Source organism: Terriglobia bacterium (assembly GCA_035712365.1).
GTDB lineage: Bacteria > Acidobacteriota > Terriglobia > UBA7540 > UBA7540 > SCRD01.
Genome location: DASTAW010000064.1, coordinates 14,207 through 40,845 on the forward strand (window position 1 = coordinate 14,207; position 26,639 = coordinate 40,845).

A 26,639-nucleotide genomic window follows, 5' to 3' on the forward strand; every position below is an offset into this window, starting at 1 on the left:
TTTAGTCCTCAGTGAAGGGAAGATGAGTCTGAGGGGCGTGGCCAGTGCCATTGAGGACGCAAAACCAGCCCCTGCCCCTGTGCTATACTCCCCGACGTTTATAACTCCGTTTCATGCCTGGAGGAAGTGATGGACCGCAGAGATTTTATGGGCAGTGTCATGGCTGGAATGGTTGCGTCGCAGGTCGGGAACATCGGGGCAAGCGGTTTTCCCGCCAACGCGGATCCACTGAAAGGAGCGCGCTGGGTCCGAAACGGATTTATCACGGCAGGCGGGCTCCATGAGCCCTACATTTATGTTCTCCGGCGCGGGGGCGAAGAGCTCGATGCCAGGAAAATCCACGATTGGAACCAGAGTGAGGCCCTGATCCGCCAGCTCAAAGACCAGGGCGTCGAGGTCTTCCATACCCACTTCTACAAGGGGTTTGGAATGGCTGCCGAAATGCCGGAGATGCTGGAGACCAAGCGGACCGCCGAAATTGCCCATCGCTATGGGATGAAGATTGACACCTATCTCCAGTGGAACACCATGATGTACGAGACATTTTTCGCCGAGGAGCCGCGCGCCAAGGACTGGATTCAGCGGGACGCCAGCGGTTTGCCCATCCTGCTGACTTATGGCTACCAGCAATCTTTCCGCTATCGCCCGTGCTTTTCAAACCAGGAATACCTCGCGTATCTCAAGAAGCTGGTTCGCTTTGCGGTCGAGGAGGTTAAGACGGACTACATCCATTTTGATAATTTCGATCTCAACCCCGAACCCGATTCCTGTCACAGTCCGAGTTGCGTCAACGGATTCCGAACTTACTTGAGGTCCAAGTATTCGCCGGAAAAACTTCGGCAGCGATTTGGATTCGAGAATGTTGACCATATTAATCCGCCGCAGTGGAACCGGAATAATCCGCCGGAGAGGATGGCGATCGTCTTCGATCCGGCCATCCAGGAGTGGGTTGATTTCCGCTGCCAGGTGATGGCAGACGCTCTGAGGCAGATGGCCGAGTACGCAAAGTCGCTCAATCCTGAAGTGGCTATCGAAATCAATCCTCACGGCATTACAGGCGGAAACCGCGCATGGATGAATGGCATCGATCACTGCCGGCTGCTTACTTCGACGGACGCCTATGTGACGGAAGAGGAAAATTTCGCTGAATACTTTCCCGAGGATGGGCGGCTTGTTTCCAAGATCCGGAGTTACAAGCTGGCGCGGGCTTATGACAACGTTCTGGTGACCGTATCTCCCAGCGAAGTGGCCACAGCGGAAAAGCTGGCCTTCAACCAGACGATTGGCAGGGCAGGCATCGCTCCGCTTTCGGTTTGGATGCTCGATTACATCGCATTCTACAGGAAGCACCGCGACCTGTTCGTTGGAGCGCTCGATCTGGCCACCGTTGGCGTTTTGCGGTCCTATCCCTCCATTACTTATCACAACGCCAGAGCGCAATTGAGCGCCATCCTGGTTGAGCAGGCCCTAATCCAATCGCGCGTCCCGTTCCATCTGATTTTTGACGAGCCTTTGCCCGATCTCTCAAACCTGAAAGTCCTGGTTCTTCCGGATTCGGAATGTCTGTCGGATGAGCAGATCGCAAAAATTCGAAGCTGCGTTGAGAACGGAGGTGGATTGATTGCCACCGGCCAGGCGGGCCTTTACGACGAATGGCGCCGGCTGCGGGTCGAGCCGGGATTGAAAGGTTTGGCGGACGGGCAACAGCCTGCAAGCTCCTACGAAGAACATGTACGAGCAGTGAAGATCTCCTCTGGATTGCCGGTCAGGAAATTGGTGGGGAAGGGTCGGGTAGTGTACTTCCCGGGAATCCCTTTTGACGGACCGCTTCCGAAGACGGAGCCGTACTTCACCATTGACAACAAGTTCTGGAAGCGCCCGGCGAATTCGGAAGAACTTATCGGTGAGATTCGATGGGCGGCCAACTCTGAAATGCCCGTCGAGATCTCAGGGCCGGAATTCCTGGTGGCGAATCTCGTCTGGCAGCCGGACCAGCACCGCGCCATGGTGCATCTGGTGAACTATAACGCCAAAACGGCCTCCTCAATTTCCGGCATCGACATCGTCTGCCGCCTGCCCGGGGGAGAAACCGCGAAAAGCGTAAAACTTTACGAAATCGAACACAGCGCGGCAGTCGATCTTCCCTTCAAAACTCAACCGCACGCCGCATCCTTCAGCCTTCCCGAAATGAAAACCTATGCCCTGATTGTTGTGGGTTGGTAACCTGAGGCCGGCGAGCCTTCGCCTTGTGTAGAGGTACGCTTCTCAGAGGCCCGGTAGAGCGTGGCGAAGCTCACTCAGATGCTTTCCGGATCTTGAAGGCGAAAGCCTGTTTGCACGGTTTGTTGGCAGCCACTTCCGGCGGGATTTCAATTGCCAGCGAGTTGCCTTGCTGCTGCCAATCCAATGGTTTTTCTACGCCAAGCATCACGACAGGGCTTTGGGGAACTGCGCGAACTGGTTCCACCACGAAGCGGTTTCCAGGCCACTTCAGGCTTATGACATAAAGATGCCGGCCGTCTTTGCTTCGAGTAAATCGGACGTTCTCGCCTTGCTTATAAACTTTCCATGGGCGGGTCGCGTAAATCGCTTCACCGTTGACGTTGAGCCAATCGCCAACGTAGCTCAAACGCTCTATGGTTTCCTGCGGCCAGCTCCCATCGGGCATGGGACCGTAGCCGACCTGGAAATTTCCACCCTTGGCGACAATATCGATCAGGCTTTCCAGCACCCATTCTTTGGGCTTATAAACATCGTTCGGCAGATAAGAAAAAGCCTGCCCGCCGGGGTAGATCACCATCCAGTTTCCCTTGGAAAAATCGGCAGGAATTTCCCGCTCCGGCGTGTAGTAGTCTCCATAGGGCCCGATGCCGCGTTGCCGCATCAGGATATTCGGTTGCAGCTTCCGGACCATCATGGCGAGTTCGGCGATCTCCTGGGACGCCGCCTCGGGCCATGCGATATCCAGCGATAAGAGGTCAATCGGCCCATACCAGGTCATCAACTCCTGAAGTTGTTTTCGTTCCTGATTGATAAACGTTCGCCAGCGCTTGGGATCGGATTGTGGGGTGAAATTGGGGTCGTAATACATGCTGTAAGGGTCCCAGGCAAATGCCGGATCGTGCCAGTCGACGTGCGAATAGTACAAGCCCACGCCCACTCCTCGTTTTCGCGCCGCTTTGATCAGGGTCCCCACAATATCCTTTTTGTAGGGCGAATCCATCACGCTGTAGTGGATCAGGCAATCCTGAAAGTTCGGTTCATGTCTGGGAGTAAAGGAAAGGCCATGGGGCGCGCGCCTGATGGACTTCACCACTGTCTCGGTGGGCCACATGCAAAACCCCTCGTGGTGTTTTGTGGTGATGGTGAAGAACCTTGCTCCGCCGCGCTGGAACAGGTCCATCCAGGAGTCCGGGTCGAAATCGGTGGGATTGAAAAACTCGTAGAGCGTATTGTAGACATCCTGGAACTCGCGGGAGGAATGTGGCAAGCACCAGGAGGCGTCGCTGCCAATGAGGCAGTAGAGGCCCCAGTGAACGCGGATGCCGAATTTCTGGTCCTGCCACGCCTCCAGAGCCTCTGCGGGGGCATGCCGGTAAGCGGGATTGACGGTTTTGGGAAATCCGCGTTGCAGATCGCGCCAATCGAACACCGGCCCGCTGGTTGGCCGGTCGCTGGTCTGTGACTCCGGCGCGGCATCGGGCTTCTGGTACGGGCTGAAGGCCATTCCTCCGCCAAGTCCGAGCAAGACCTCCGATGCTGCAACCGATTTGCCCAGAAATTGTCGGCGCCGCATTTTCCCTCCTTTTTTACGACTGATAATGCCAGCAGGAATTTTGAGCTAACGCACAACTTGTCGGATTGCTTTCGAGGCCCGCCAGCTCAAGCCCGGGAACTTCTGGTTGCTCTCTGTTTTCCCGCAGGCCGCTTCCTGACCACGCTCACGGCCAGCAGCATGATGGCATTGCCGGCAGTGGGTAGGTCGCGAAAGTCTTTGAATCCGGAAATTCCCTCCAGCCGGATTTCCTCGACGCGCTTGCCAAAACGCGGGTTGATCCATTCGTACGCAAAAAACGAGATGCGCTCGCCGGCAGTCTTGCCGGAATCGACAAGTTCGGCCTGCCAGGCCACATTTCTCGGGTCATGCTTTTTACCCCAGCCGGCCTCCAGAATATTCACACCGTAGCGAATGGGAGCGGTTTCCACCCATCCGTCCTCGTACACGAATTGATAAAAGCCGAGCAGGTCCGCGGTGTCAGCTTCGTCCCAGGTTTCGAAAAACGCCATGGAATTCTGCGCGGGCAGGGAACAGGCATGGAGAAAAACAATGCTGCTTACGTCGTCACCCAGGGGAATTGTTGCTGCACCCGGCTCGGTTTTCTTATCGCCGGTGGCAACCACGATGGTGTTCCTGCCGCCATTTTGGGCCGGGTCGGCCAGATTAAATTCCATGCTGCTTGCGCGGATGATGCCGCTTCGCAAGGAGGTAAAGTCAATGCCCGGAGGATTGTTTTTTCCAGCCGGCGCATTTAGATGCCCGCTGATGTCGATGGCCTCCACTGGATCGTCAGCGCTCGGCCAGAGCTCCATGGAGACTCGTCGCCGAAAGACAGGCAGCACTTTCTGGACCGTCTCTGAAATTTCTTTAGGGTCAAGCTGATGAGGCGACCACGTGAGATTGGCGCAGCCGAGAATGTCATACATCATGTCCTTGCCAAAATTGAACTCGGTGGTTTCCGCCCAACTGGAAGGAGCTCCGCCCAGCACGCCTTGCCGCCGGCTTCGCCGTTCGTAATCCTGAATCTCCGGAGTCATATTTCCGTACACCTGATGGAAACCGAAGTCATCCAATTCGGTATCATTCTCCTCGCCGGAGCCTTCTTCGCGGTTGTTCCAGAACCAGTTGAAGATCAAAATATCTTTTGGAATCAGGTCGTGCACCTGCTGGGGGGAAAGCGCTCCGGGCGTCTGGTAATGATATCCCTCGGGGCTGCGGGCATCCTGGAGGACCTTCCCGCGGACTCGCTCGATCAGATGGTCGCCCCACATGGCGACCTCAACATCGTGCTCTTTCAGGTACGAATAAATCTTATTCACGTCCTGGGCGAAGAGGACGGTTGGGTCTTTTCCCTTGCAACGCGGGCAGATTCCCCAGGGCATCCGCCATTCGTCGTGGCCGATGTGTACCAGGCGCGGCTGCATCGCCTCCAGGTATTCATCCATTACATCAAATGCCAGCTTGTAAGTTGCTGGTGCGCTTGGGCAGTAGGTGTCGGGCCACTCGGCCTCCTGGATCTCTGCCAGCTCGCGGTGACGGGTCAGCAGGTAGTAGGAGTGGGTCAGCGTGGAGATTTCCGGAATGATGTCCACGTAATGTTGCCGCGCGTATTGCACAAGTTCCGCGACCTCGTCCTTTTCCAGCACGCCGCCGTCTGTGAAAACCATGTTGCCGGAATCCTGGAACTGCTCGTGCGGTCCGGTCGAGCGCCCGCGGCGCGTGTATTTCATGTCCTTGGTAAAGTCGATCCAGCCGGCATTCAGTTCCGGATGACGATCGAATTGCATTCCCGCATCCATCTCAACAATCAGCTTGTTGAGCTTCGAGGGAGCCATCACTTCACGAACGAACCGCTTGAAATACGGAATGTCGCGCCGGCCGGGCAGGAAAATGTAGATTCCGCGGAACGGCTTATGCGGCCAGTCAATAATCTGCTGCGCCGGGACGGAAAGTCCGCCGTCAGCCCTTTCGAGAATCTGGCGGAGCGTTTGCACTCCGTAAAAGGCGCCCGGCCTGTCGTTCCCCAGGACCGCCACGGACTGCTCCGTCGCATCCAGCACGTAGCCTTCGGGCTGAGCACTCCCGCTCGGGCCTTGGATTCCCCGAGTCTCACGATATTGCCGCACCAGCGGATTCGACGCGTCACCCAGCAGAAAGAATCGCTCGGCCTTCGGAATTGCAGTCGCGCGACGAACTCTCAGAGGCAACCCGTAATGATTGGCCATCTCCGCCGAAAGGAACGACGCAAGAAACAGGTCGGAGCTCGAGGCAAGCTCCGGCACGAGGATTACGGTGGACCCATCCACCTTCAGGCGTCCGTCCTGCCGGGTCACTTCGCGCGGGACAGGGAAAATCATCAAGGGCCTCCTGTGCAATCAAACTTTCCTCAGCGATGCAGCGACGATGGGCCGGCGTGTCAAGCGGCGGACCTTGCGCAGCAAAACCCAGGTCCTCAATCGCCCGGCGGGCGGGGTAGACAGTTGCTGGGTTGCCGCAATGCCGTCAATTGGACCGCAGGTTGTCCTTCACGGCCTGCTCCGTCACCCAGTCGGTCCACAAGGCCGTCCGGCCGCTTGAGAGCAGCGGCTTGCCGTCCAGCACCGCCTCCACAAAATTTTCCACGCAAGGGAAGTGGATGTTTTTATGGTTGGGAACCTCTTCGCGGCCCTGCGGAGAAACCAGCGTGGGGCTGTTAAGCGGGCTCAGTTCCAGTTCGCCACGAGTGCCGATAATGCGGAACTCGTCGCGCTCCACGTGCAAGTGCCAGCGCACGTCAACAATGGCGCGGACGTTGTTCAGGTATTCGATCAGCACGGTTGCACAATCCTCCACCGGCGTTTTGTTCACCGCGTTCGACAGTTGCGCCCGCACGCGCGCCGGCTGGCCAAAGATGAAGTTGAGCACATCGATCCGGTGCGAGGCGATGTCATAGAGCGGGCCGCCGCCCGCCTTGTCGGGATCAACCAGCCAGGCGCGGAATTCGTCTTCCGGCTTGAACCACGAGTGGCAGGAGGCGTAGGCCAGCACCGGCTGTCCGATCGCACCCTCGCGCATCAGGGTCATGGCGCGATGCACCTTGGGATACGTCCGCCGGTAGTAGGCAATGCCCAGCGTGCGGCCTGCCGCCTCTGCCGTTTCCACCATCATTTCGGCCTCGGGATAATTCATGGCCATGGGCTTTTCGCAAAGCACGTGGCAGCCCTCGCGCAGTGAAATCATCGTCTGCGGAGCGTGCATGAAAACCGGCGAGGCCACGTAGACCGCGTTGGGCTTCGTCTTCGCCAGCGCCTCCTTCAGGTCGGTGAATCCCGGCACGCCATAAGGCCCGGCTTTCGCCGGATCGCGGGTCACGATCCCGGCCAGCTTGCTCTGCTCCTCTTCCTCAATTGCCGGAAGCACACGCTTGGTGGTGATGTCTCCAACTCCAATCACTAGCCATTTCAGCATGCCGCCTATTCTACGCCAATTTCTGGGTAGAATCGTAACCAACACAACTCTGCGGCTCGATTTTCATCCTTCCAATCGCCCAACCACCAATCACCCAATCGCAAATGATTGCTTTTCATGTTGACAATCTACATGTAAGGGCGTATTGTGGCTCCTGTTGATCTTCTAAAGGAGTATTTGCGCATGAGCCGGGAAAAAGCCGAAGTCCTGCAGGGCACGCTGGACCTGATGGTCCTGAAAACTCTGGAGACCATGGGGCCGATGCACGGGTTCGGCATCGCGCGCCGCATCGAGCAGGTGTCGGAAAACCTTCTGCAACTGAACCAGGGCACGCTTTACCCGGCGCTGCTGCGCCTCGATCAGAAGGGTTGGATTGCGTCCAGGGAGGGCGTTTCGGAAAACAATCGCCGCGCCCGGTTCTATTCGCTGACCCGCGCCGGCCGCCGCCAGCTTAAAAGGGAAGCCGAAAATTGGGAACGGATGACCGCCGTCATCGCGCGCCTGCTGGCCGGAAGCGATGCATGAATTGGTAGCGGCGAGTTTACCTTAGGCTTGTCCAAATTAGGTTTTCAAACCTCGCTAATTTGGACAGCCTCTAGCCAGTGTGCGTATTTTGGCCGGGCCTGGGGTGCCACGATAGGGCCGAAATCCGCTGGTCCAACAGGGTTTTGGACGCTTTCCGACTTCAGCGTGGCACCTCGCGCTAATTTGGACAGCCGGTGGCCAGAGCAGGAACCTGATCTTGGGGTGGCAACCGTGCCGATTGAAATCAAAGGGCTTAACCCGTCCAAATGGCCTTTTCCCAGCTAATTTGGACAGCCGTGAGTTTACCTCGCCACGTCGGTGTTTGGCGGCGTAAAGCCGCCGCTACAGGTTTTGGGGGTTGACATGACCGGGTTACGAATGCTGCTTTTAAAATTCATCGGCCTGTTCCGCAAGGCACGGCTCGAACAACGGCTTGATGAAGATGTGCGCGCCCACCTCGACATGCTCACCGAAGAAAACCTGCGCAAAGGCATGACACCGGAGGAAGCCCGCTACGCAGCTCAGAGGCAATTCGGAAATGTCGCCAGCATGAAGGAAGAATGCCGCGACAAGTGGGGCATGCGCTTCGTCAGCGAACTCGCCCAGGACCTCCGCTACGGCCTCCGCCAGCTCCGCCGCAACCCGTGCTTTACGGCAGTCGCTGTTCTCACGCTTGCTTTAGGCATAGGGGCGAACACGGCAGTTTTCACGGTGGTCAACGGAGTGTTGTTACGACCGATGCCTTTTCCGGAGGCGGACAGGCTCTTCCTGATCTCGCTGACGCCGAGGGGCGGACCCTTTGAATGGCAACCCGGCGTCGCGGACCGCGATTATCTTGAATTTCTTGGCCAAAACCGAGCTTTCGAGCAGATCGCTTCTTTTAGCAACAGCGGAACCACGGCTAGTCTGACGGGGGCGGGCGATCCAGTCCAGATTCCGGTAGCGTATGTAACGACGAGTTTTTTTGCCACGCTTCGCACAAATCCTAGCATCGGTCGCAGGTTTCTGGCAGGCGAGGGGGAACCGGGAAACGACGGTGTCGCGGTATTAAGCAACGAACTCTGGAAAGAGCGGTTCGGCTCAGACTCTGAAATTCTGGGAAAAACCATTCGCCTTGATGGCGTCAACCGCACGGTGGTCGGCGTCATGCCTGCCGGATTTTCATTTCCCGGCGCGAAGGTGTGGATGCCGCTGGCCATTCGAATCAACCAGCATAATTCGTTCACTCGGCCGGTGGTGGGGCGGCTGAAGCCAGGCGTTACCCCTCAACAAGCGCAAGCCGAACTCGAAACATTCGCCAAGCGTCTACCTTTCGATCCAGGTCAAAGACGCGGCTTGCCGCAGATCATTCCATTAAAGGATTTGTTGGTCGCAAACATTCGACCGTCGTTGCTGGTGTTCGCCGGTGCGGTCGCATTCGTGCTACTGATCGCGTGCGCAAATGTGGCCAACCTCTTCTTAGCACGAGCAACCGGCCGCGGGCAGGAACTGGCTGTGCGTAGCACGCTGGGCGCAAGCCACTGGCGGCTCTCGCGCCAGTTGCTCGCGGAAAGCACTCTGGTTTCGCTGATAGGGGGCGCGGCTGGAATGTTGCTCGCTTTCTGGAGTGTCCGGGCTCTTATTGCGCTGGCGCCTGCCGGAAAAGTTCCCCGCATGGAGATGATTCAAATCAATGGATGGGTCCTGGCGTTTACGTTTGTCCTCTCGGCTCTCACTGGCGTGGTGGTGGGCTTTGTGCCCGCCTTCCAGTCCACTCGTCACGGGGCAGGCGAATCTCTGAAACAAACTGGGCGTGGCGTGAGTGCCGGGCACAAGGGAATACGAAGCGCGCTGACGATTTCCGAGATGGCCCTTGCAGTGATCCTGCTGACGGGCGCGGGCTTGATGCTGAAGAGCTTTTTGAGGCTACGGGCTGTGAATCCGGGCTTTTCGCCCGATAGCGTGATGACCATGACCGTTGACCTGCCGGATTCCATCTATGGCACTGCAAGTCAGATGCAACTTTTTCATACGCGAACGCTCGCGGAGCTTTCCCGGCTGCCAGGAGTACTTGCGACAGGTATGGTGAACTGGATACCACTGGGCGAAGGTTTGGTAATCGGAACATTCCAAGTGGAAGGAGGAACGCGGCCCCCGGGCTTCATGGTGGACAAACCGTGCGTGAGCCCTGGTTATTTCAGGGTCATGGGAATACCGCTGCTGCGCGGGCGCGAGTTTACGGAAGAGGACACGGCGACTGCTCCGGGCGTCGTGATTGTGAGCGAATCTGTCGCACGCACGTTGTGGCCTGGCAAAGATCCCATTGGGAAACGCATTTCGATGGAAGATGAACCTGGGCCTAAAGATTGGCTCACTGTGGTTGGGATTGTGGGTGACATTAAGCAGCAAGGACTGGCAAAAAAATCGGAACCCGCCATATATCAGCCTTATTCTCAAGCCGCAAATCCGTTCTTTCTGAGCCACATGACTTTTGTGGTGAGGACCGCCTTGCCTCCGGAGAGCGTCGCGGGAAGCCTGCGTGCAGTTCTGCGCAATGTGGACAAGAACCAGCCTGTGTCGATCGCCTCCATGAACAGCGTGATTGCCGTAACGACAGCCGAGCCGCGATTCCAGACAAGGTTGCTGACCACATTCGCGCTGATGGCATTGGTTCTCACCATTGTGGGCATTTACGGCGTTCTGGCGTACTCCGTTGCGCAGCGCACGCACGAGATTGGCATTCGCGTGGCGCTCGGTGCGCAGAAAAGAGATGTTCTTGGAATGGTCATCGGGCAGGGGCTGAAGCTGGCTCTCATTGGCGTTGCAATTGGCGTTGCCGGGGCGTTGGCGCTGACACGATTTCTCGCGAGCCTGCTCTACGGCGTCAAGCCCACCGACCCGCTCACCTTCGTTGCCGTCTCGCTCACCCTCATCGCCGTGGCGCTCGTGGCCTGCTACATCCCCGCCCGCCGAGCGGCGAAAGTCGATCCGATGGTGGCACTGCGATATGAATAGGGCAGTGGTCAGTGATGAGTGGCTATTGACCAAATAAGAGTGGGAACGAGGGGCACGCTGTAGCGGCGCGTTGACCGCGCCAAGTCCGGGACCCCCGGCGTAAAGCCGCACAACCAGTGGCACGGGCGTCTCGCCCGTGATTCTTCATGGGCAGGACGCCCATGCCACCAAAGGAACATGATATGGCTCTGCTGCGAACCTTAGTTTTGAAATTCGCCGGAATTTTCCGCAAGGCGCGCCTCGAAGAGCAATTGGATGAAGACATCCATTCGCATCTCGACATGCTCACCGAAGAAAACCTGCGCAAAGGCATGACACCGGAAGCCGCCCGCTACGCCGCGCAGAGGCAATTCGGAAATGTCGCCAGTATGAAGGAACAATGCCGCGAGCGCTGGACCATCCGCATCATCGAGGAAGTTGTCCAGGACCTCTGCTACGGCCTCCGCCAACTCCGCCGCAATCCCGGATTCACGCTTGTCGCCATTCTCACCCTCGCCCTTGGCATCGGCGCCAACACAGCGATTTTCAGTTTAATTAATGCCGTGCTGCTTCGGACTTTGCCCGTATCGAGACCCGACGAACTGCTGCAGTTGAATGTCCAGGATCCCCGTGGACCTAATTGGCTTGGCGCGAGTTTTACGAATCCGCTGTGGGAGCAGACACGCGACCGGCAGAACGTCTTCTCAGGCCTCTTCGCGTGGAGCGTGAACAGGTTCGACCTGGCAGGCGGAGGCGCCGTTCACATGGTGAATGGAGTCTGGGTGAGTGGCGGGTTTTTCAGTTCGCTGGGGCTTCATCCTGCCGCCGGACGTCTGATCACCGCTTCCGATGACCGGCGCGGCTGTCCGGCTGTGGGCGTGCGGGGCTATGGTTTCTGGCAGGACCATTTCGGCGGGCAGGACAGCGCCATCGGCAGCAACCTTTCGCTCTACGGCCATCCCGTCGAGGTGATTGGCGTTGCGCCTTCCGGCTTCTACGGCATGGACGTGGGCGAAAAATTTGACGTGGCCCTGCCCATCTGTGCCGCGGCAATCTTCGACAGGGATCGCGGAAAGCAATCCCGGCTGGACCAGCGAGACTGGTGGTGGCTGATGGTTGCCGGACGCATCAAGCCGGGCATCAATCGGAACCAGGTGGCCGCACAGTTGCGTGTGATTTCTCCACAGATTTTCGACGCCGCCACGCCGCAGGACTGGTCACCCAGCATGCAGAAAAACTTCAAGAAGAAAACGCTCACGGCAATCCGCGCTGCTACCGGTACCTCTGCGTTGCGCCGGAATTTCGAACGGCCACTCGACATTCTGATGGCCGTGGTCGGCCTGGTGCTATTGATTGCCTGCGCCAACATTGCCAGCCTCATGCTGGCCCGCGCGGCTGCGCGTCACAAGGAGATCGCAGTGCGGCGCGCTCTGGGCGCCACTCGGCGGCGGTTGATTTGCCAGTTGCTGACGGAGTGCTTTATGCTCTCTTCGGCAGGCGCGCTCTTGGGACTGCTGTTCGCCCGCTGGGGCAGCGCTTTGCTTGTGCGCTACCTCTCGACAACCCATAATCAAGTGTTCCTGGATCTTTCTCTCGACTGGCGCGTGCTTGGATTCACAGCAGCCATAGCCTTGCTGACCGGCATCCTGTTCGGGGTTTTGCCGGCATTCCGTTCCACGCGCATATCACTGACCACGGCAATGAAGGGTGGCGACGCCGTGGAGATCGAAAATCCCCTGCGCTTTCGGGCCCGCAAGTGGATTGTGGCGTGCCAGGTGGCGATGTCGCTGGTCCTGCTGGTGGCGTCAGGGCTGCTGCTTCGGAGCTTCGCCAAGCTCGCCACGCTGGATATCGGCTTCGATCGCAACAACGTCCTGCTGGTGGACGCCAATCTTTCGGTAGCGAAAGTGCCACCAGAACAACAGCAAGCGACTTACCAGGCGATTGAGCGCCGGCTGGGCGCCTTGCCGGGTGTGATCTCCATTGGCAGGTCCGCGCTCACTCCTATCAGCGGCTTTGAATGGAACGGCGCCATCGGCACGGAGTGGTCGAAAGGTCTGACCGGAGAGAACGCTGTGGCTTACTTCAACTCAGTCTCGCCGGGCTTCTTCCAGACGCTGCGAATGCAGAGGGTGGCCGGCCGCAACTTCAATGATGGCGACAAAAAGGGCGCGCCCGAGGTGGCGATCATCAACCAGACCCTTGCGCAGCGGTTCTTTCCCCACCTGGATCCCCTCGGGAAGACGTTCCGGGTCGAGCAGGATTCCGGACAGCCCGGTCCTCCCATTGAAGTAGTCGGCGTGGTTCGGGATTCCAAGTATGAATCGTTGCGTGAGGAGACTCCCGCCACGGCCTTTTTCCCAATCGCCCAGCAACTGCAAGGCGCCGGGCAGTTCGAACTGCGTACCGCAATACCACCCTCGGCGATTGTTCCGAGTGTTGAGGCTGCTGTGGCAGAAGTAAACGGTGAGGTTCCTCTCCAGTTCAATTCTCTGGCTGAGCAGGTAAACGATTCATTGGTTCCGGAACGAATGCTGGCGCTGTTGTCGGGCTTCTTTGGCGCACTGGCTTTGTTGCTGGCGATGATCGGCCTCTACGGCACGTTCAGCTATCTGGTCAGGCAGCGGCAGGTCGAATTCGGCATTCGGATGGCATTGGGCGCACAGCCGGGATCGATATTGAGGCTCGTGATGCGCGATGTGATTGCTGTGTTGGCGGCCGGGCTCCTCGCTGGTGCAGGGTTTTCGCTGGCCTCGACGAGCCTGCTCCAGAAAATGCTTTTTGGGCTGGGAGCACGCGACATTGTAACGATGATCGGAGCAGCCGGCATACTCTCTCTCGCCGCCCTTCTGGCCTGCTACATCCCCGCCCGGCGAGCCGCCAAGGTTGATCCCATGGTGGCCCTCAGATATGAGTAGCGGCGCGTTCACCGCGCCATCCCCGATTGGTGATTGAGCGATTGGGTGATTGCGCGATTGAAATGAATTATGAATTCTGAATGAAGTATGAAAGCAGGTGGGCATCTCAATTACGAATTGCGAGTTTCGAAGGCTTTGTGGTTCTGAGTTCAGGATTCTGAGTTACGTGTCTGAGATCTGAAATTTGGAACCTGGAATTTGGGATTTGAATCAAGTGGGAGGGGCAGCTTTACGCCGCCACGGATGGCGGGATAAACCCGCGCTACAAGTTTTCGCCAGGATTAACTGCGGAACCTGTCTGCGACCTGCCGCTCCTGACTTCTGGCTCCTGCCTCCAGCCTTTCCCGCCGATTTTGCTTGACTTTTGTCGGCTAGCGTGATAGTCTCAATAATGCTTCCTGGTAAGGCGCGGGGCCGGGCGCAAGTCTTGCAGAGAGGCAGGCAAAACCTGCCAGGTTAAACAGCCAAATTGGCGGTGCAGGATCAGGGAATGAAGCACAGTGTTTGCAGCGCACGGTCTATGGTTGGCCCGGCGGTTTTCTCAGTGGCCGGTAGACGAATGCGTGCCGGCAACGAGCGAATTTTCGCAGTCCCCAAAAAGGCACTTTTCGCGCTGGTTTTGAGGCAAATGGGACAAAAAAACACGTTTTTTTAAAAACGAACCGGAGAGGTTGTTGAAAACAAAGGAAAATTGCTAAAAAACGAACCGGAAACGAACCTAAAACGAAGCGGAGAAGTTGTTGAAAACACGTAGCTGTGGAAAAAACAAACCGGAACGAACCTGAAAACGAAGCTGGCCATGTTGTTGATAATACGTGAGAGCCGAAAAACGTACCCGGTTCCAATGGGCATTTCTCACTTTGCCGCCGCGAGTTGCCCCGCCCGGGGCTAGACGATCAACCGGGCTTCATCAGTTTCGCTGATTTCAACTGAATCGGAACCGCGTCTGACTCCCGCCCCAAGCGATGGAAACCGCTTGCACAATCGAGGCTCGCGGGTTTGCGGGCTCGCCTTGCGCATGGCATAATGCACCGCAACAAACTGGGGAAACCACGTATGACGTCATTATGGCGTTGCCGTCGCTGCGAGATTGTCTGTGAGCCGGAGCTTGGTCACCGAAATGATTGAGGAAGAGGTTGAAATTCGGACGCACGATGGAACGACCGATGCCGTCCTCTACCGGCATGAAGATGGCGCCCGGTGGCGGGGCGTGATTCATTTGACCGACATTGGCGGCGTCCGCCCGGCGCACCGAGCAATGGCGGGGCGGCTTGCTGGAGAAGGATACACGGTGCTGATGCCGAACCTCTTTTACCGCACGGGGCGCCCACCGCTGATCGATTTCGATTGGCGCGTTGACGCTGAGCGGGCAAAGAAGCGATTCGCGGAGCTGGCGGAGCCTTTGACGCCGGAAGCGATGGAGCGTGATGCCGGCGACTACCTGGACTTTCTGGCGGCACACAGTTCGCCGAGCAATGCTCCGATGGGCGTGGTGGGTTACTGCTTCAGCGGGGCCATGGCCTTGCGCATGGCTGCCGCCCGGCCGGACAAAATCGCCGTTGCTGCGTCATTCCATGGTGGCCGATTATGCACCGACACTGATGCGAGTCCGCACCTGGCGCTGTCTCGCGTCAAGGCGCGGCTCTATTTCGGGCACGCCATCGAGGACCGCACGATGCCGGCCGAGGCCATTGCAAAGTTGGACCGCACTTTGCAAGAGTGGGGCGGCAATTATGAAAGCGAGGTTTACGACGGCGCCCATCACGGTTGGACAGTTCCCGACACCCCCGTTTACAACCAGCCGCAGGCTGAGCGCGCTTACAGCAAATTGACGGAACTGCTGGCGAGCACATTGAAGTAGATCAGCCGATTCTGATACTCCCGCGCATCTGGCGGAGTTCTTTCTGGAGGTCAGCTTGAAACAAGGATTCATTTTAGGGCTTCTGCTTCTGGTCTGCGCGCCGCTCGCAGCCCAGCAGGCCGTTCCGAAAATCCCATATCAATCCGACCCGAACTTCCTGAAGCTGCCGCAGGGGATGTATCTGGGCGAGGCGGCGGGAGTGGCTCTGAATTCGAAGGGCGACATTTTCGTCTACAATCGCGGCGAAAAAACGCGCCTGCTGGAGTTTGATTCGAACGGTAATTACCTGCGCACCATTGGCGACGGTCTTTACGGATTTGTTTTTGCGCATAGCGTCAAGATCGACAGGGATGACAACATCTGGTGCGTGGACGAAGGTTCGAGCACGGTGATGGAATTCGACCCCACGGGCCGGCACGTGAAGATGGTGTTGGGACGGCGGCCGGAGCCTTCGAGCCACCTGCTGCCCGGCCAGCCTGAGCCCGCGGCGTCCGACTGGCTCTTTAACCGGCCCACCGATGTGGCCTTTGATTCCAAAGGCGAGATTTTTGTGACGGACGGCTACGTCAATTCGCGCGTGATGAAATACGACAAGTACGGCAACAAGTTGAAGGAGTGGGGAACGCGCGGCACGGCGCCGGGGCAGTTCCACACGCCGCACACGATTGCGGTGGACGCGAATGACCGCCTTTACGTTGGCGACCGCGAGAACAACCGCATCCAGGTTTTTGATACCGACGGTAAGTTCATCGCCCAGTGGACGAACGTCGGCGCGCCGTGGGCGCTGTGCATCACCAGGGCGCCCCATCAGGTGATCTACAGTTCGGATTCGAGACCCGGCCACATTTACAAGCTGGATTTGAACGGCAAAATCCTGGGCGAATTCGGCACGGCAGGGAAGCAGCCGGGCCAGTTCGGTTGGATACACCAGATGGCGTGTCCGTCGCAGAACGTTCTTTTCGTGGGAGAGTTGCTCAACTGGCGGGTACAGAAGCTGGTGCTCCAACCTGAAAAATAGGAAGAAAGTGAACGGGGACCTCCGCTGCCGCGCCACGTCATCGAGGCGGGTGCAGGCCCTTCGCGGTCCACTTGACGGTTCTTGGATTACCGGGCAGTATCAATGAAGACTTCATGCATCGGGCCTGTAGCTCAGTTGGGAGAGCACCTGGTTTGCAACCAGGGGGTCGGGAGTTCGAACCTCCCCAGGTCCACCAGCCTTAGGATTTCGCCCGTGGGCTAGAGTGGTTGCTTTGCGATCCGGAGCAAAATCTACTGGAGGTCCTTTTCAATGCGGTCAAGCCTTTCCCGGGTCCTGATTCTTATCCTTCTGAGCGCGCCGCTTGCATTCTCCGCGCCGCCGGCTAGTCCCGCCGCGGAATTGCACGCATTGATTCAGGACGTTCGCGCTGAAATTCTTCCCGAGCAGGCCATGGAGTACATGCGAAACGTCTATTCCACCGACCGCTGGTTCAACTTCGCCAAATTTCAGGAGACCGCGGACTACCTCAAAGTGCAGATGCAGGATATTGGACTCCAGCAGGTCGAGATCGGAACGCCTCCGGCAGACGGTGTAACACAGTTCGGATTCTGGACCATGCCTCTGGCGTGGGACGTAAAAGAGGCAAAGCTGGAGATCGTGGACCCCCAGGTTCCCGCTGATCTCCGCGTATTGTGCGACTACCGCAAGGTCCCCACCTCGCTTGGCGAATGGAGCGGCCCGACGCCGCCGGAGGGTATCACGGCCGAGGTCGTAGAAGTAAAAGACTGGCCCGCGGAGAAGATCGCCGAGATGGACTTGCGCGGCAAGCTGGCCCTGACCGACGAGAACCCTGCCGGAATCAAATGGGCGCTGGCAAAGGCGCACGCGCTCGGCGCCATCAACACGGGGACAGAAAATCCCAGCCTGAGGGACGGCCGCCAGTGGATGAATGCCTGGGGCGACAACGGATGGGCTTTCATCAAAGGCAGCACGCCGCTTCTCTGCTTCTCAATAACGCCTCGGGAGGCGGACCTTCTTCGCGGGCTCATGGCGAGGAACGGCAAGGTGCGCGTCAAGGCTGTGGTGGAGAGCCGCTATTACAAGGGAGTCTATCCGTACACGACCGGCGTGATTCCCGGGACCGGACCTGAAGAAGTGCTGGCGCTTGGGCACACGGCCGAACAAGGAGCGGAAGACAACGCCACCGGCGTGGCCGCCCTGATGGAGGCCATGGCAACGCTGAATCGCCTGATTGCGTCCGGAAAACTGCCCCGCCCCCGGCGCACAATCCGGATTCTGGCTATGCCGGAGATGTACGGGTCGATGCCCTACATCGCGACCCACCAGGACCGGATCAAACGCACCATTGCCGCGTGGTGTCTGGACACGCCCGCCGGCCAATACGACATGCAGGGTACTGAATACACTTTCTATATGGACCCGGAAGTCGCCAGCTCTTACACCGATGCTTTTATTCTGAAGGTGGCGGAAGAATATTTTTCCGCAATCCATCGGCTCTGGCATGAACATGCCTACATGACGGGCACTGACAGCTATCTCGGCGATCCCACCATTGGAGTTCCCACCGTCTGGGCCTACAGCGGGAGCGGCGTCGAGACCCACCACAACAGTGAAGATACTCCAGGCCGCGTGGATACCAGGTCACTTCGGGATATCTCGACCGTTTCCGCAGCCTATCTCTATTACCTGGCGAACGCTGGGACTCCCCAGGCCATTTGGCTGGCGGGAGTGAGCCAGACCCACGGCTACCAGCAGGTCCTGGATGCTGTTTCCCCTTTCCTCGATCGAATTGCTGACGCCGGCAGCCCGGGTGATCTGGGCCGGCTTCTTCAACAGGCGCTCGATGAAATCGACTACAGCGTGGGACGCCAAACCCAGGCGGTCAACTCCGTGCTGAGGCTGGTTCCGTCGGAAGAGCAGCAGCAGCAGTTGCAGACATCTCTGGCGCCCTTGTCCAAAGAACTCGTTGAGTTTGGAAATCGTCAGGCCGAGCGCGTTCGCGCCGCCGCTGCAGCAAGGGCCCGCCTGCTGGGCGTTGAGAATTCCATCCAGCCCATCCCCGAGGCGGACCCCGAAGCTGCGGTTGCATCCCAGATCGTCGTTAAGCGCAAGAGTTTTGGGACCATCCCTCTCGACCAAATTCCGCCCGATCAGCGCCAGGGGTATCCCTCCGGCGCCTGGGCCGGCGTTCCCATTTCCGCCCTCTACTGGTGCGACGGGCACCGGAGCCTCGAGCAAGTCATCCACCTGACAAAAATGGAACTGGGTCCCACCCGCTTCGATTTTGTGGGGTATTTTCGCTTCCTGCGCGATCACGGCTTTGTGGAATTCGTCAAAGGCAATTAGCCGCAGGTGTTTTCGGAACCTGGTACCAACCCGCCTGCCGCGGCCACTCTTTTCTTTCAGGCTCGGATCTGAGAAATTCCGCGAGGGAGCGCCGGGCGGCGCGGCGCTTTCGCAAAGTTTTGACGGTTACAGGGCTGATTCATTGACAGTCGAATCGGTCTTAAGTATCCTGTCGGGAATTTCGCGACGCCATTTTGCTGATTTGTTGGAGGAGATCCAATGGGAAAAAGCCTCTCGCCGTCACGCCGCAGTTTTCTTCGTACGGCATTTGGTACCGCGTTTGCCGGAGGTGCTCTGGCCGTCCCTTTTGCCGAAGCCTCAACAATCAAAGCCAGCCCTCAGACGATTGAGGCTACCGTGGTTGCGCGAGTAACACTGGACCATGATGTTTACGACGATGCCGGCGTGGCGAATGGCTCGATCTCTTTCCGCCTACCGCCGGCGGGCGACACAGAAATCGAATGGATTGACAGCTTCGGCCGCGTGGCATCGCGATCGAGCTTTGCTCCGCCGTCTTCCATTGACAGTCCTCATCTCTTCTCATTCCGGCTCGAGTCAGGACTCACTTACTGCAACTGGGTCCGGCTGAAGGTGAACGGCGTTCCGCAGGTGGAAGGCGCAAAGTTCCTCCTCGCACCGCCGGCTCGCGCCTGGGACGACTATCACGTAGTCAGTTGGGCCCACTATCCTGACGGGTTTTATGATCTGCTGCGGCAATCGGGAGTTGATGCCACCATCGCCTATCGCGACGGCGATTTTTCAAACATTCTTGACAACAACTTCAACTTTTACGTTGAGCAAATGGCATGGGAGGTCTTCGCCATCTACCACAAGGACCAGCCGCTGTGGAAGGGACTGATTGCCAAAGTTCAACAAGACCGCGAAAATCTGAAGCTCTGGGTGCGGCAACCCTGTCTGAACGATCCCAAAACCGATGAATACATCCATGAGCATTTGCGACGTTACGTGCGGCAGCACCGCGCGTTTCATCCGCTGTATTACAACATCGCCGATGAGTTGGGCCAGGGCGACCAGATTAAGCCCAACGATTTTTGCCACTCTGAACACTGCACCATCAAGTTTGCCGAGTATCTTCGCAACCTGTACGGCACCCCGGGCCGCGTGGAAGGGGAATGGCAGGCGGGCCAGGAGATGACGCACTGGGATGATGAAAGCCTGCGCTCCGGCGCCGAGTGGGAAGAGCGCGATCTGATGATCTCCTACACCACCACCGATCGCGCTTTTGACTCGATTGCTCTCGCGGTCTTCCACGCCAGGTATGGCGGCGTCTCGAAATTCAACAAAGAGTGGGGGACCAGCTTTCCGGAACCCCAGAGCGTGGGGATGAGTGCACACGATGAATGGGAGCCGGTTATCGGTCTGGCGCGCGATACGCGCTCCATTGTCAATCTGACTGAGGAAGCTTTATCAGACAGGTTGGGGCCGCTCCCCAAAGCGAACGACCGCTGGGGCATGCGCGCCGGATGGAAGGCCGTTCAGAAGCCCACCAATTTCCAAACCTGGTCCCAGGTTCTGGACTTCCTGAAACGCTTCTACACGGAATTGGGCGAAGTCAGCTCCGCTGACGGATGGAACGTCTCCCCCTGGTGCGACTTCCGCAATTTTATGGATGCCACGTTTGCCGACGCCGTTCTTCGTGCCGCCCAGGTGTGCAAAGCGGAGGACCCTAATGCCCTCTGCGCCACCGAAGGAGGACAGTGCCCGTTTCCCTTCGGCTGGTACAACTATGAGCAGGTGCTGAGGGCCGTGGATGTGATCGAGCCGTACAACATCGGCAACAACGTCGAAGTGATCCGTTCGCTCAAGCCCGAGACAATCATGGTCTCAACCCACGGCTATGAGTACACGCCCGGCAAGCCGCTCACCGCGGAAGATCGCCTGCAGCAGAAGCGCGCCGTGCGTCCTATTTGGTGGGGCGTTTTCCACGCGCACCGGGGCAGCCTGATCTGGGACGCTAACCTCAAAAATTACCGGTTCGTAGACGAAAAGACGCGCGATTTAACGCCGGCGGCTGAAACATTTTCAGAACTTTTCAACGAGCTCCACCAGGGCATTCCAAAGCTGGTGATGAATTCGCGCCGCATGCACGATGGCATTGCACTCCACTATTCTCAGCCTTCCATGCAGGTGCATTGGCTGCTCAGTAATTTGAGGTACGCCCGCGAGTGGGTGGCGCACAGCGGAGGAGACCGCGGTAGCCACATTACGGCTGTGCGGAACGCTTGGACCAAGCTGATTGAAGACCTGGGGCTCCAGTACAATTTTGTGTCCGGCCCGCAAATCGAAGCCGGAAGGCTCACCAGCGGCGAGTACCGTGCTTTTATCATGCCGCAATCTCTTGCCGTCAGCGCGCAGGAGGCGGAGCAGATTCGCCAGTTTGTCGGCGATGGCGGCCTGGTGATTGCGGATTACCGGAACACCACTATGAACGAGCACGGGCGTGACCTGGGCCACGGCCAGCTCGATGACGTTTTCGGCATCAGCAGGACGCCATCGCCGGCCCCCGCCGGCCAGGCGCAAGCGGCGCGTGGCATGGCCAATGAAGGATCGGTACAGCTCCAGGGAAAAGAACTCAAATTACTGACGCCGGGCGACAGCGGCATCAAGGCAACCACCGGAAAAGCATTGGCCCAAAGCGGCAGCACGCCGCTGGTGATTGTCAACTCGTTCGGGAAGGGAAAGGCGGCCTTCCTGAATCTGGAGATCGCCGGGTATGCCTACCAGCGCCTGCAGGCCAGTCTTGACTCCAGCCTTCCCGACCTTATGGAAGGGGTGCTTGCTCTGGCGAACATCGCTCCGCGCCTGCGTGTGCTGGGCGCCGATGGCAAGCGCCTGCCCGGCACAGAAGTGGTGGCCTATTGGAATGGCGGATGCGAGCACGTTGCGGTCTTTCGCAACCCGCAGTTCGACGACGGCGGATGGGGCAGCTTTCCTACTTTGGAAGCGCGCGAGTGGGCCGGCAGCATCGACAATTCGCTGCTGGAGAAGGAAGCCAGGGTCCGGCTTGTCTGGGGCGAGGAAAGGCAGACCTACGACATCAGGCAGCGGAAGGATATGGGGAACGCCAAAAGCCTGGAGGCCACGCTCGGTCCCTGGAGCCCGCTGATCTTTACACGCTCTGCGCAGCCGCTGCCCGAATTTCGGCTCGATGTCCCGGCTGAAATCAAAGTGGGCGGAACGCTGAATATTGTTGTGCAGGATGCCACGCCGCTTCCTGAGGGGACCGTTCGCGTTGTCGCGATCGAAATTGAGGACCCGTCTGGCAAGACTTACGATCTCTACTCACGCAATCTTTTGGTCCGCTCGACGCCGTTTCGCGAAAGCATACCCCTGGCCTTCAATGATCCTACAGGCCAGTGGAAGGTCCGGGCGCTCGACGTTACAACAGGAAAGGCGGTCGAAACGCCATTCACTGTGGCCGCATGAGCGAGAACTACCGAAGGTTGCATAATCAAGTGACACGTTGTTTTTGTAGCGCCGCCGTCTCGGCGGCATTTATCGAGGCCGGTCCCGCTTGGCGGGACCGGGGCTACGCGAAAACGTCACTATATTTTGCAATCCTCAATAATGGGGCATTGGCAAGGCCTTGGGCCAAAGACATGAAGCAGCCTCTCATGTTTTGAAGCTGGAAGGTTATTAGTTCTGTGGCCCTTGTGGGTTGAGATGGGCCATAAACCGGCTAAATTGCCGGGGGAAACCGGACCAGGCAAACCTGTTGTGGAGACTATGACGAAGGCATTTTCAAGAGAATTTGCTTGACAACTGGAAAGTTTTCCGGTACCTCTTGCTTCAGCGCAGGTTTTATCTTTGTGGTAGTTGCGGGCAAGGGTTGCATTTCGCGTCGGGTTCTTGAACTCTTTTTTCCTAAGGGTGCGACAACGGGCACAGGTAACCGGCCCAATCCTATCGTGGAAAAGAAAGCTAAATGCCAACGCCGTTTGGCCACGCAGCAGTCGCGGTCTGGCACGGAGTCTGTGTGGCTGCGTCCTGAGGTCTCTGCATCGCCAGGAGACGCAAAGCTAACGAAATCCAATTTTCGTGGGGGAGATCATGGAAAACAGTCTTAGAACCCGCCTTTTCAACTTTCTCCTGTTGCTCGCGGTGGTAATGGCGCTCGGTTCCCAGCGAGGATGGGCGCAGGCAGGTCTCGCGACGCTCAGCGGGACGACCACGGACCAGTCAGGCAGTGTCATTCCAGGCGTGGACGTCACCGCCACCAATACCACCACCGGCGTCACGCACCGCTCCCAGAGCAATTCAAGCGGTGTCTACTATATCGGCGCGCTGCCGCCCGGCCCGTACAAAATGACTGCCGAGAAGACCGGCTTTAAGCAGTGGACGCGCGAGTTGCAGCTTGAGGTTTCCCAGAATGCCTCTATCGATTTTCAGATGGAAGTCGGCAGCACCACGACCATAGTCGAAGTGACCGGCGCTCCGCCGGTGCTAAACACAACCGGCACGCAAGTAGGGGACGTCAAGGATTACCAGCGCATCAATCAGCTCCCTCTCAACGGCAGGTCGGTTGCGAATCTGTTCGACTTGACTCCAGGAGTCGAGGGCGGAGGCAATGCCCGCGTCAACGGCATGAAGGTTGGCTCGATGGGCATCCAACTTGACGGCATCACGGAGCGCGACCGTTTCGGCGGTGGCATGGTGCGCGAGCAGCCCGACATTCAGGACGTTCAGGAGTTTTCAATTGATACCAGCGGCAGCGACGCCAAATATGATAGCCCATCCACGGTGATCCTGAAGACCCGAGGAGGCACCAATCAATTGCACGGTGAGGCGTTTGAAACTCACCGCAACAACACGGGTGGGCTGCTGGCGCGTGTCCGCCAGCAGGCTGGCGACGAGCCGTTTCCGAAAGACATCCGCAATGAATTTGGCGGCAACGCAGGCGGTCCTGTCATCATCCCGAAAGTTTACAACGGGAAGGACAAGACCTTCTGGTTCTTCTCTTACGAAGGCCTCCGGGAAGTAGGTCGTGCCGACGAGTACGGGGGCATCACTCCTACGGCGGCGATGTGGAACGGCGACCTCAGCAATGTCAAGGATCCCGACAGCGGCCAGCAGGTAATTGTCTATGATCCAACCACGACCGATGCAAACGGCGTCAGGCAGCCGTTCGCGGGGAACATCATTCCGCCAAGCAGTATCAGCGACTTTGCGAAAAAGATGCAGGCATTGACTGCCCTTCCGACAAATGGCAACAACCCGTTTGTTGCAAACAACCTGACCAGCGTTTACCCCACCTTCAACACCCAGAACAAGCTGACCATCAAGGGGGACGAGAATTTCAGCGAAAAGGACCGGCTCTCGGTCAGATGGTCGCGGCAGAAGTCGTTTTTCAGCCAGGCCGGGGGCCATTACGGTAATCCCCGCAACTGTGACAATTGTGGCGGCACTGCGCGTCAGGACTCCAGCGTGACCAACGTCAATGTGGATTATACGCGCACCCTTTCAAACACTATGCTCAACCAGTTGATCCTGGGCGCCCTGCGAACGCCCACCAGTTCCGGAACGCTGGGTGACAATACCAACTGGGCCGACCAGCTCGGCCTGCCCAACCCCTTTGGGGTGACGGGTTGGCCCACAATCTATGCTGACAACTTTCCCTGGGACGCCGACAACCGGAAGGATGAGCATCAGACCACCTACATCGTTCAAGACAACTTCACCTGGGTCAAGGGGAGGCACACCATTGAGTTCGGCGGGACTTACTTCAAAGACCAGAACAACGTTCGGGAGCTTCAGCAGGCCATGGGATCGCACAACTTTGGCGGCGAATGGACCTGCCTGTTTAATGGGTCCGATGGCTGCGCGCCAGACACGGGCAACGGATTTGCCGCGATGCTGCTCGGCCTTCCCGACTATCTTTCCAACCAGTACAACCGCGGCTACTTCTACTTCAGGCAGAATGCCTATTCCTTATATGTCAACGACAAGTGGAGAATGGGCCCGCGCCTGACTCTCAGCCTTGGCGTACGGTGGGACAAGTGGACGCCATACACAGAGAAGCAAAACCGCCTGGTTACGGCGCCTCTCGATTCAATCCTCAGCACCTTCCAGGTGGTTACGCCGGACAGCCATGAAATCACTTCCTTGCCGGGAATACCTCCGGCTGTCCTGCAGTCATGGGCCGACAGGGGATTGGCCTACGGCACAGCCAGCTCCTACAAGTATCCCAGCAGCCTCTTCAGTGCGGACAACAACAATTTTGGCCCGAGAGTGGGCGCGGCCTTCAAGGTGAACGATAAGACGGTGGTCCGAGGCTCGTACGGCGTCTTCTTCTGGCCCACGCCGCTCGCCCAGATCTTGCAAACCTCAAGGACCAACCCCCCGCTGAACCTGAGGTTTCAGAACCAGTTCCAAGGGCCGGGTGTTTTTGGCGAGGGGAACGATGGGAACTTCATGTTCATAACCAATCCCGGGCCCGCTGGCAGCGGCCCCGACTACCTGCCCAACGCCAGCGTGGACACCGTCGGGGTGGTGCCCATCCCAGCTTCCGCGCAGAGTATTTTCCCCTATGATGGGACCAACTGGCGCGACGACAGGATGCAGAACTGGAATGTCACGCTGGAGCGCGAGCTTCCCCTTCGCACAACCCTGAGGCTCAGCTATATCGGAAACCACGGCAGCGATATGGAACAGCGGGTCGCGATCAATAACCGCACGCCTGTGCTCACCTATGTCGATGCTACCGGGCAGGCGCCGGCCGCCAACCCCCTCTTTGATAACTGTGGCTGCAATGACTTCCTGCGTCCGAACCCGAACTGGGATGTCGGCAATGGGTATATGGCGCATACAGGCATTTCGAACGCCAACTCATTCCAGGCCCAGCTTGAACACAAGTACCATAACGGCACGGTCTTCCAGTGGTACTACGTTTATGCTCACGGACTGAGCACCACGGATGCCGGAGGATCCACCAGCGGCAACTCGTCATTTAATTCCGGAGGTGGAGGCGGCATGGTTCCTGAGGACCGCATCATTCTCGGCCAGCCGTCGCTTACGCCGGACCAGCTCCGAAAGCTTGTTTATTTCAACATGACCACCATTCCCGTCCAGCACTATGGCTGGAATGGCCTGGTTGACCTTCCCTTCGGCCAAGGCAAGAAATTCCTGAGCGGCGCCGGCGGAGCTCTGAACCAGCTTGTGGGCGGCTGGCAGGTTGCCTTTCTCGGCGACTGGACTTCCGGCTTTTGGCAGAGCGTCAACACGGCTTATCTGACCAACGGCAATCCCCGGCTCAGTCCTGACCAGCGCCTCACCATGAACTACGGAGGCGACCAGCAGCAGCTTTGGTTCGCCGGCAATCTGGACCTTTCCCAGGCCTCCGATGTCCAGGGCGGCATGCAGGCGCTTCAAAATCTAGTTAATCCCAATATAGCCCAGCGCGTCGTCCGTCCTTTCGGCCCGAACTGCAAGGGCAACTATGACAGCAAGGGCAACATCGGCATTCAAAACACGGTGCTGGACCAGAGCGGTGACGTCGGGTGCTACAACGTTGCGACCGGAGACTTCTATCACCCCAGCGCAAGGGGAAGCATTCTCGGTCCAAGTGCCTTCACCATGGATGCTTCCATGTTCAAGAATTTCAGCATTGGAGAACACATGAAGATCCGCTTCACGGCGGACTTCTTCAACGTGCTCAATCACCCGACCAACAACACCCCGAACGCTTCAACGGGCTTGATCGATCTGTCAACTCAGGCGAACGATCCCCGGCTGATTCAATTCTCTTTGCACGTGCTGTTCTAGATTTCCAGC

The 26,639-nt window shown here is 58.1% G+C and carries 12 protein-coding genes and 1 tRNA gene; 10 read left to right on the forward strand and 3 right to left on the reverse strand.

From position 1 onward, the window contains the following. Window positions 1-129: 129 nt before the first annotated feature. Window positions 130-2,223, forward strand: a complete 2,094-nt coding sequence (locus VFQ24_18905; protein ID HET9180428.1) for an alpha-amylase family protein — start codon at window positions 130-132, stop codon at window positions 2,221-2,223. 70 nt (window positions 2,224-2,293) lie between these two features. Here the strand turns inward: VFQ24_18905 and VFQ24_18910 are convergent, their stop codons facing one another. From VFQ24_18910 to VFQ24_18920, 3 genes are all read right to left on the reverse strand, one after another. Further along, complete coding sequence (locus VFQ24_18910; protein HET9180429.1) at window positions 2,294-3,796, reverse strand: alpha-L-fucosidase; 1,503 nt, start codon at window positions 3,794-3,796, stop codon at window positions 2,294-2,296. A gap of 86 nt (window positions 3,797-3,882) precedes the next feature. Further along, window positions 3,883-6,135 carry a beta-N-acetylhexosaminidase gene (locus tag VFQ24_18915; GenBank protein ID HET9180430.1) on the reverse strand — a complete coding sequence of 751 codons (2,253 nt, stop codon included), beginning with the start codon at window positions 6,133-6,135 and terminating at the stop codon, window positions 3,883-3,885. A gap of 145 nt (window positions 6,136-6,280) precedes the next feature. Next, window positions 6,281-7,225, reverse strand: a complete 945-nt coding sequence (locus tag VFQ24_18920; GenBank protein ID HET9180431.1) for a Gfo/Idh/MocA family oxidoreductase — start codon at window positions 7,223-7,225, stop codon at window positions 6,281-6,283. Between the two features lie 183 nt (window positions 7,226-7,408). Here VFQ24_18920 and VFQ24_18925 point away from each other — a divergent pair, with 183 nt between their 5' ends. The 9 genes from VFQ24_18925 to VFQ24_18965 all read left to right on the forward strand — a co-directional run bounded on the left by VFQ24_18925 (window position 7,409) and on the right by VFQ24_18965 (window position 26,630). Continuing rightward, complete coding sequence (locus VFQ24_18925) at window positions 7,409-7,750, forward strand: PadR family transcriptional regulator (protein ID HET9180432.1); 342 nt, start codon at window positions 7,409-7,411, stop codon at window positions 7,748-7,750. Window positions 7,751-8,113: 363 nt separating this feature from the next. Further along, on the forward strand, window positions 8,114-10,744 hold the full coding sequence (locus VFQ24_18930) for an ABC transporter permease (GenBank protein ID HET9180433.1): 2,631 nt from the start codon (window positions 8,114-8,116) through the stop codon (window positions 10,742-10,744). A gap of 161 nt (window positions 10,745-10,905) precedes the next feature. Then, window positions 10,906-13,641: an ABC transporter permease gene (locus VFQ24_18935; protein HET9180434.1), complete on the forward strand. Its 2,736-nt coding sequence runs from the start codon at window positions 10,906-10,908 to the stop codon at window positions 13,639-13,641. Window positions 13,642-14,737: 1,096 nt separating this feature from the next. Beyond that, window positions 14,738-15,502: a dienelactone hydrolase family protein gene (locus tag VFQ24_18940; GenBank protein ID HET9180435.1), complete on the forward strand. Its 765-nt coding sequence runs from the start codon at window positions 14,738-14,740 to the stop codon at window positions 15,500-15,502. Window positions 15,503-15,557: 55 nt separating this feature from the next. After that, entirely contained in the window at window positions 15,558-16,520 is a 963-nt protein-coding gene (locus tag VFQ24_18945; protein ID HET9180436.1) for a peptidyl-alpha-hydroxyglycine alpha-amidating lyase family protein, read from the forward strand. A 120-nt stretch (window positions 16,521-16,640) separates the two neighbouring features. Continuing rightward, window positions 16,641-16,716: transfer RNA gene (locus VFQ24_18950), tRNA-Ala, on the forward strand. Between the two features lie 74 nt (window positions 16,717-16,790). After that, complete coding sequence (locus tag VFQ24_18955) at window positions 16,791-18,848, forward strand: DUF4910 domain-containing protein (GenBank protein ID HET9180437.1); 2,058 nt, start codon at window positions 16,791-16,793, stop codon at window positions 18,846-18,848. A gap of 219 nt (window positions 18,849-19,067) precedes the next feature. Beyond that, on the forward strand, window positions 19,068-22,295 hold the full coding sequence (locus tag VFQ24_18960; GenBank protein ID HET9180438.1) for a beta-galactosidase trimerization domain-containing protein: 3,228 nt from the start codon (window positions 19,068-19,070) through the stop codon (window positions 22,293-22,295). A gap of 624 nt (window positions 22,296-22,919) precedes the next feature. After that, window positions 22,920-26,630 (forward strand): TonB-dependent receptor, encoded by a 3,711-nt coding sequence (locus VFQ24_18965; GenBank protein ID HET9180439.1) that lies wholly within the window; start codon window positions 22,920-22,922, stop codon window positions 26,628-26,630. Window positions 26,631-26,639 lie beyond the last annotated feature (9 nt).

Excerpts from the sequence above, each read along its gene's own strand:
- VFQ24_18905 (HET9180428.1), top strand. The coding sequence starts at position 130 with ATGGACCGCAGAGATTTTATGGGCAGTGTCATGGCTGGAATGGTTGCG.
- VFQ24_18910 (HET9180429.1), bottom strand. The coding sequence starts at position 3,796 with ATGCGGCGCCGACAATTTCTGGGCAAATCGGTTGCAGCATCGGAGGTC.
- VFQ24_18915 (HET9180430.1), bottom strand. The coding sequence starts at position 6,135 with ATGATTTTCCCTGTCCCGCGCGAAGTGACCCGGCAGGACGGACGCCTG.
- VFQ24_18920 (HET9180431.1), bottom strand. The coding sequence starts at position 7,225 with ATGCTGAAATGGCTAGTGATTGGAGTTGGAGACATCACCACCAAGCGT.
- VFQ24_18925 (HET9180432.1), top strand. The coding sequence starts at position 7,409 with ATGAGCCGGGAAAAAGCCGAAGTCCTGCAGGGCACGCTGGACCTGATG.
- VFQ24_18930 (HET9180433.1), top strand. The coding sequence starts at position 8,114 with ATGACCGGGTTACGAATGCTGCTTTTAAAATTCATCGGCCTGTTCCGC.
- VFQ24_18935 (HET9180434.1), top strand. The coding sequence starts at position 10,906 with ATGCCACCAAAGGAACATGATATGGCTCTGCTGCGAACCTTAGTTTTG.
- VFQ24_18955 (HET9180437.1), top strand. The coding sequence starts at position 16,791 with ATGCGGTCAAGCCTTTCCCGGGTCCTGATTCTTATCCTTCTGAGCGCG.
- VFQ24_18960 (HET9180438.1), top strand. The coding sequence starts at position 19,068 with ATGGGAAAAAGCCTCTCGCCGTCACGCCGCAGTTTTCTTCGTACGGCA.
- VFQ24_18965 (HET9180439.1), top strand. The coding sequence starts at position 22,920 with ATGGAAAACAGTCTTAGAACCCGCCTTTTCAACTTTCTCCTGTTGCTC.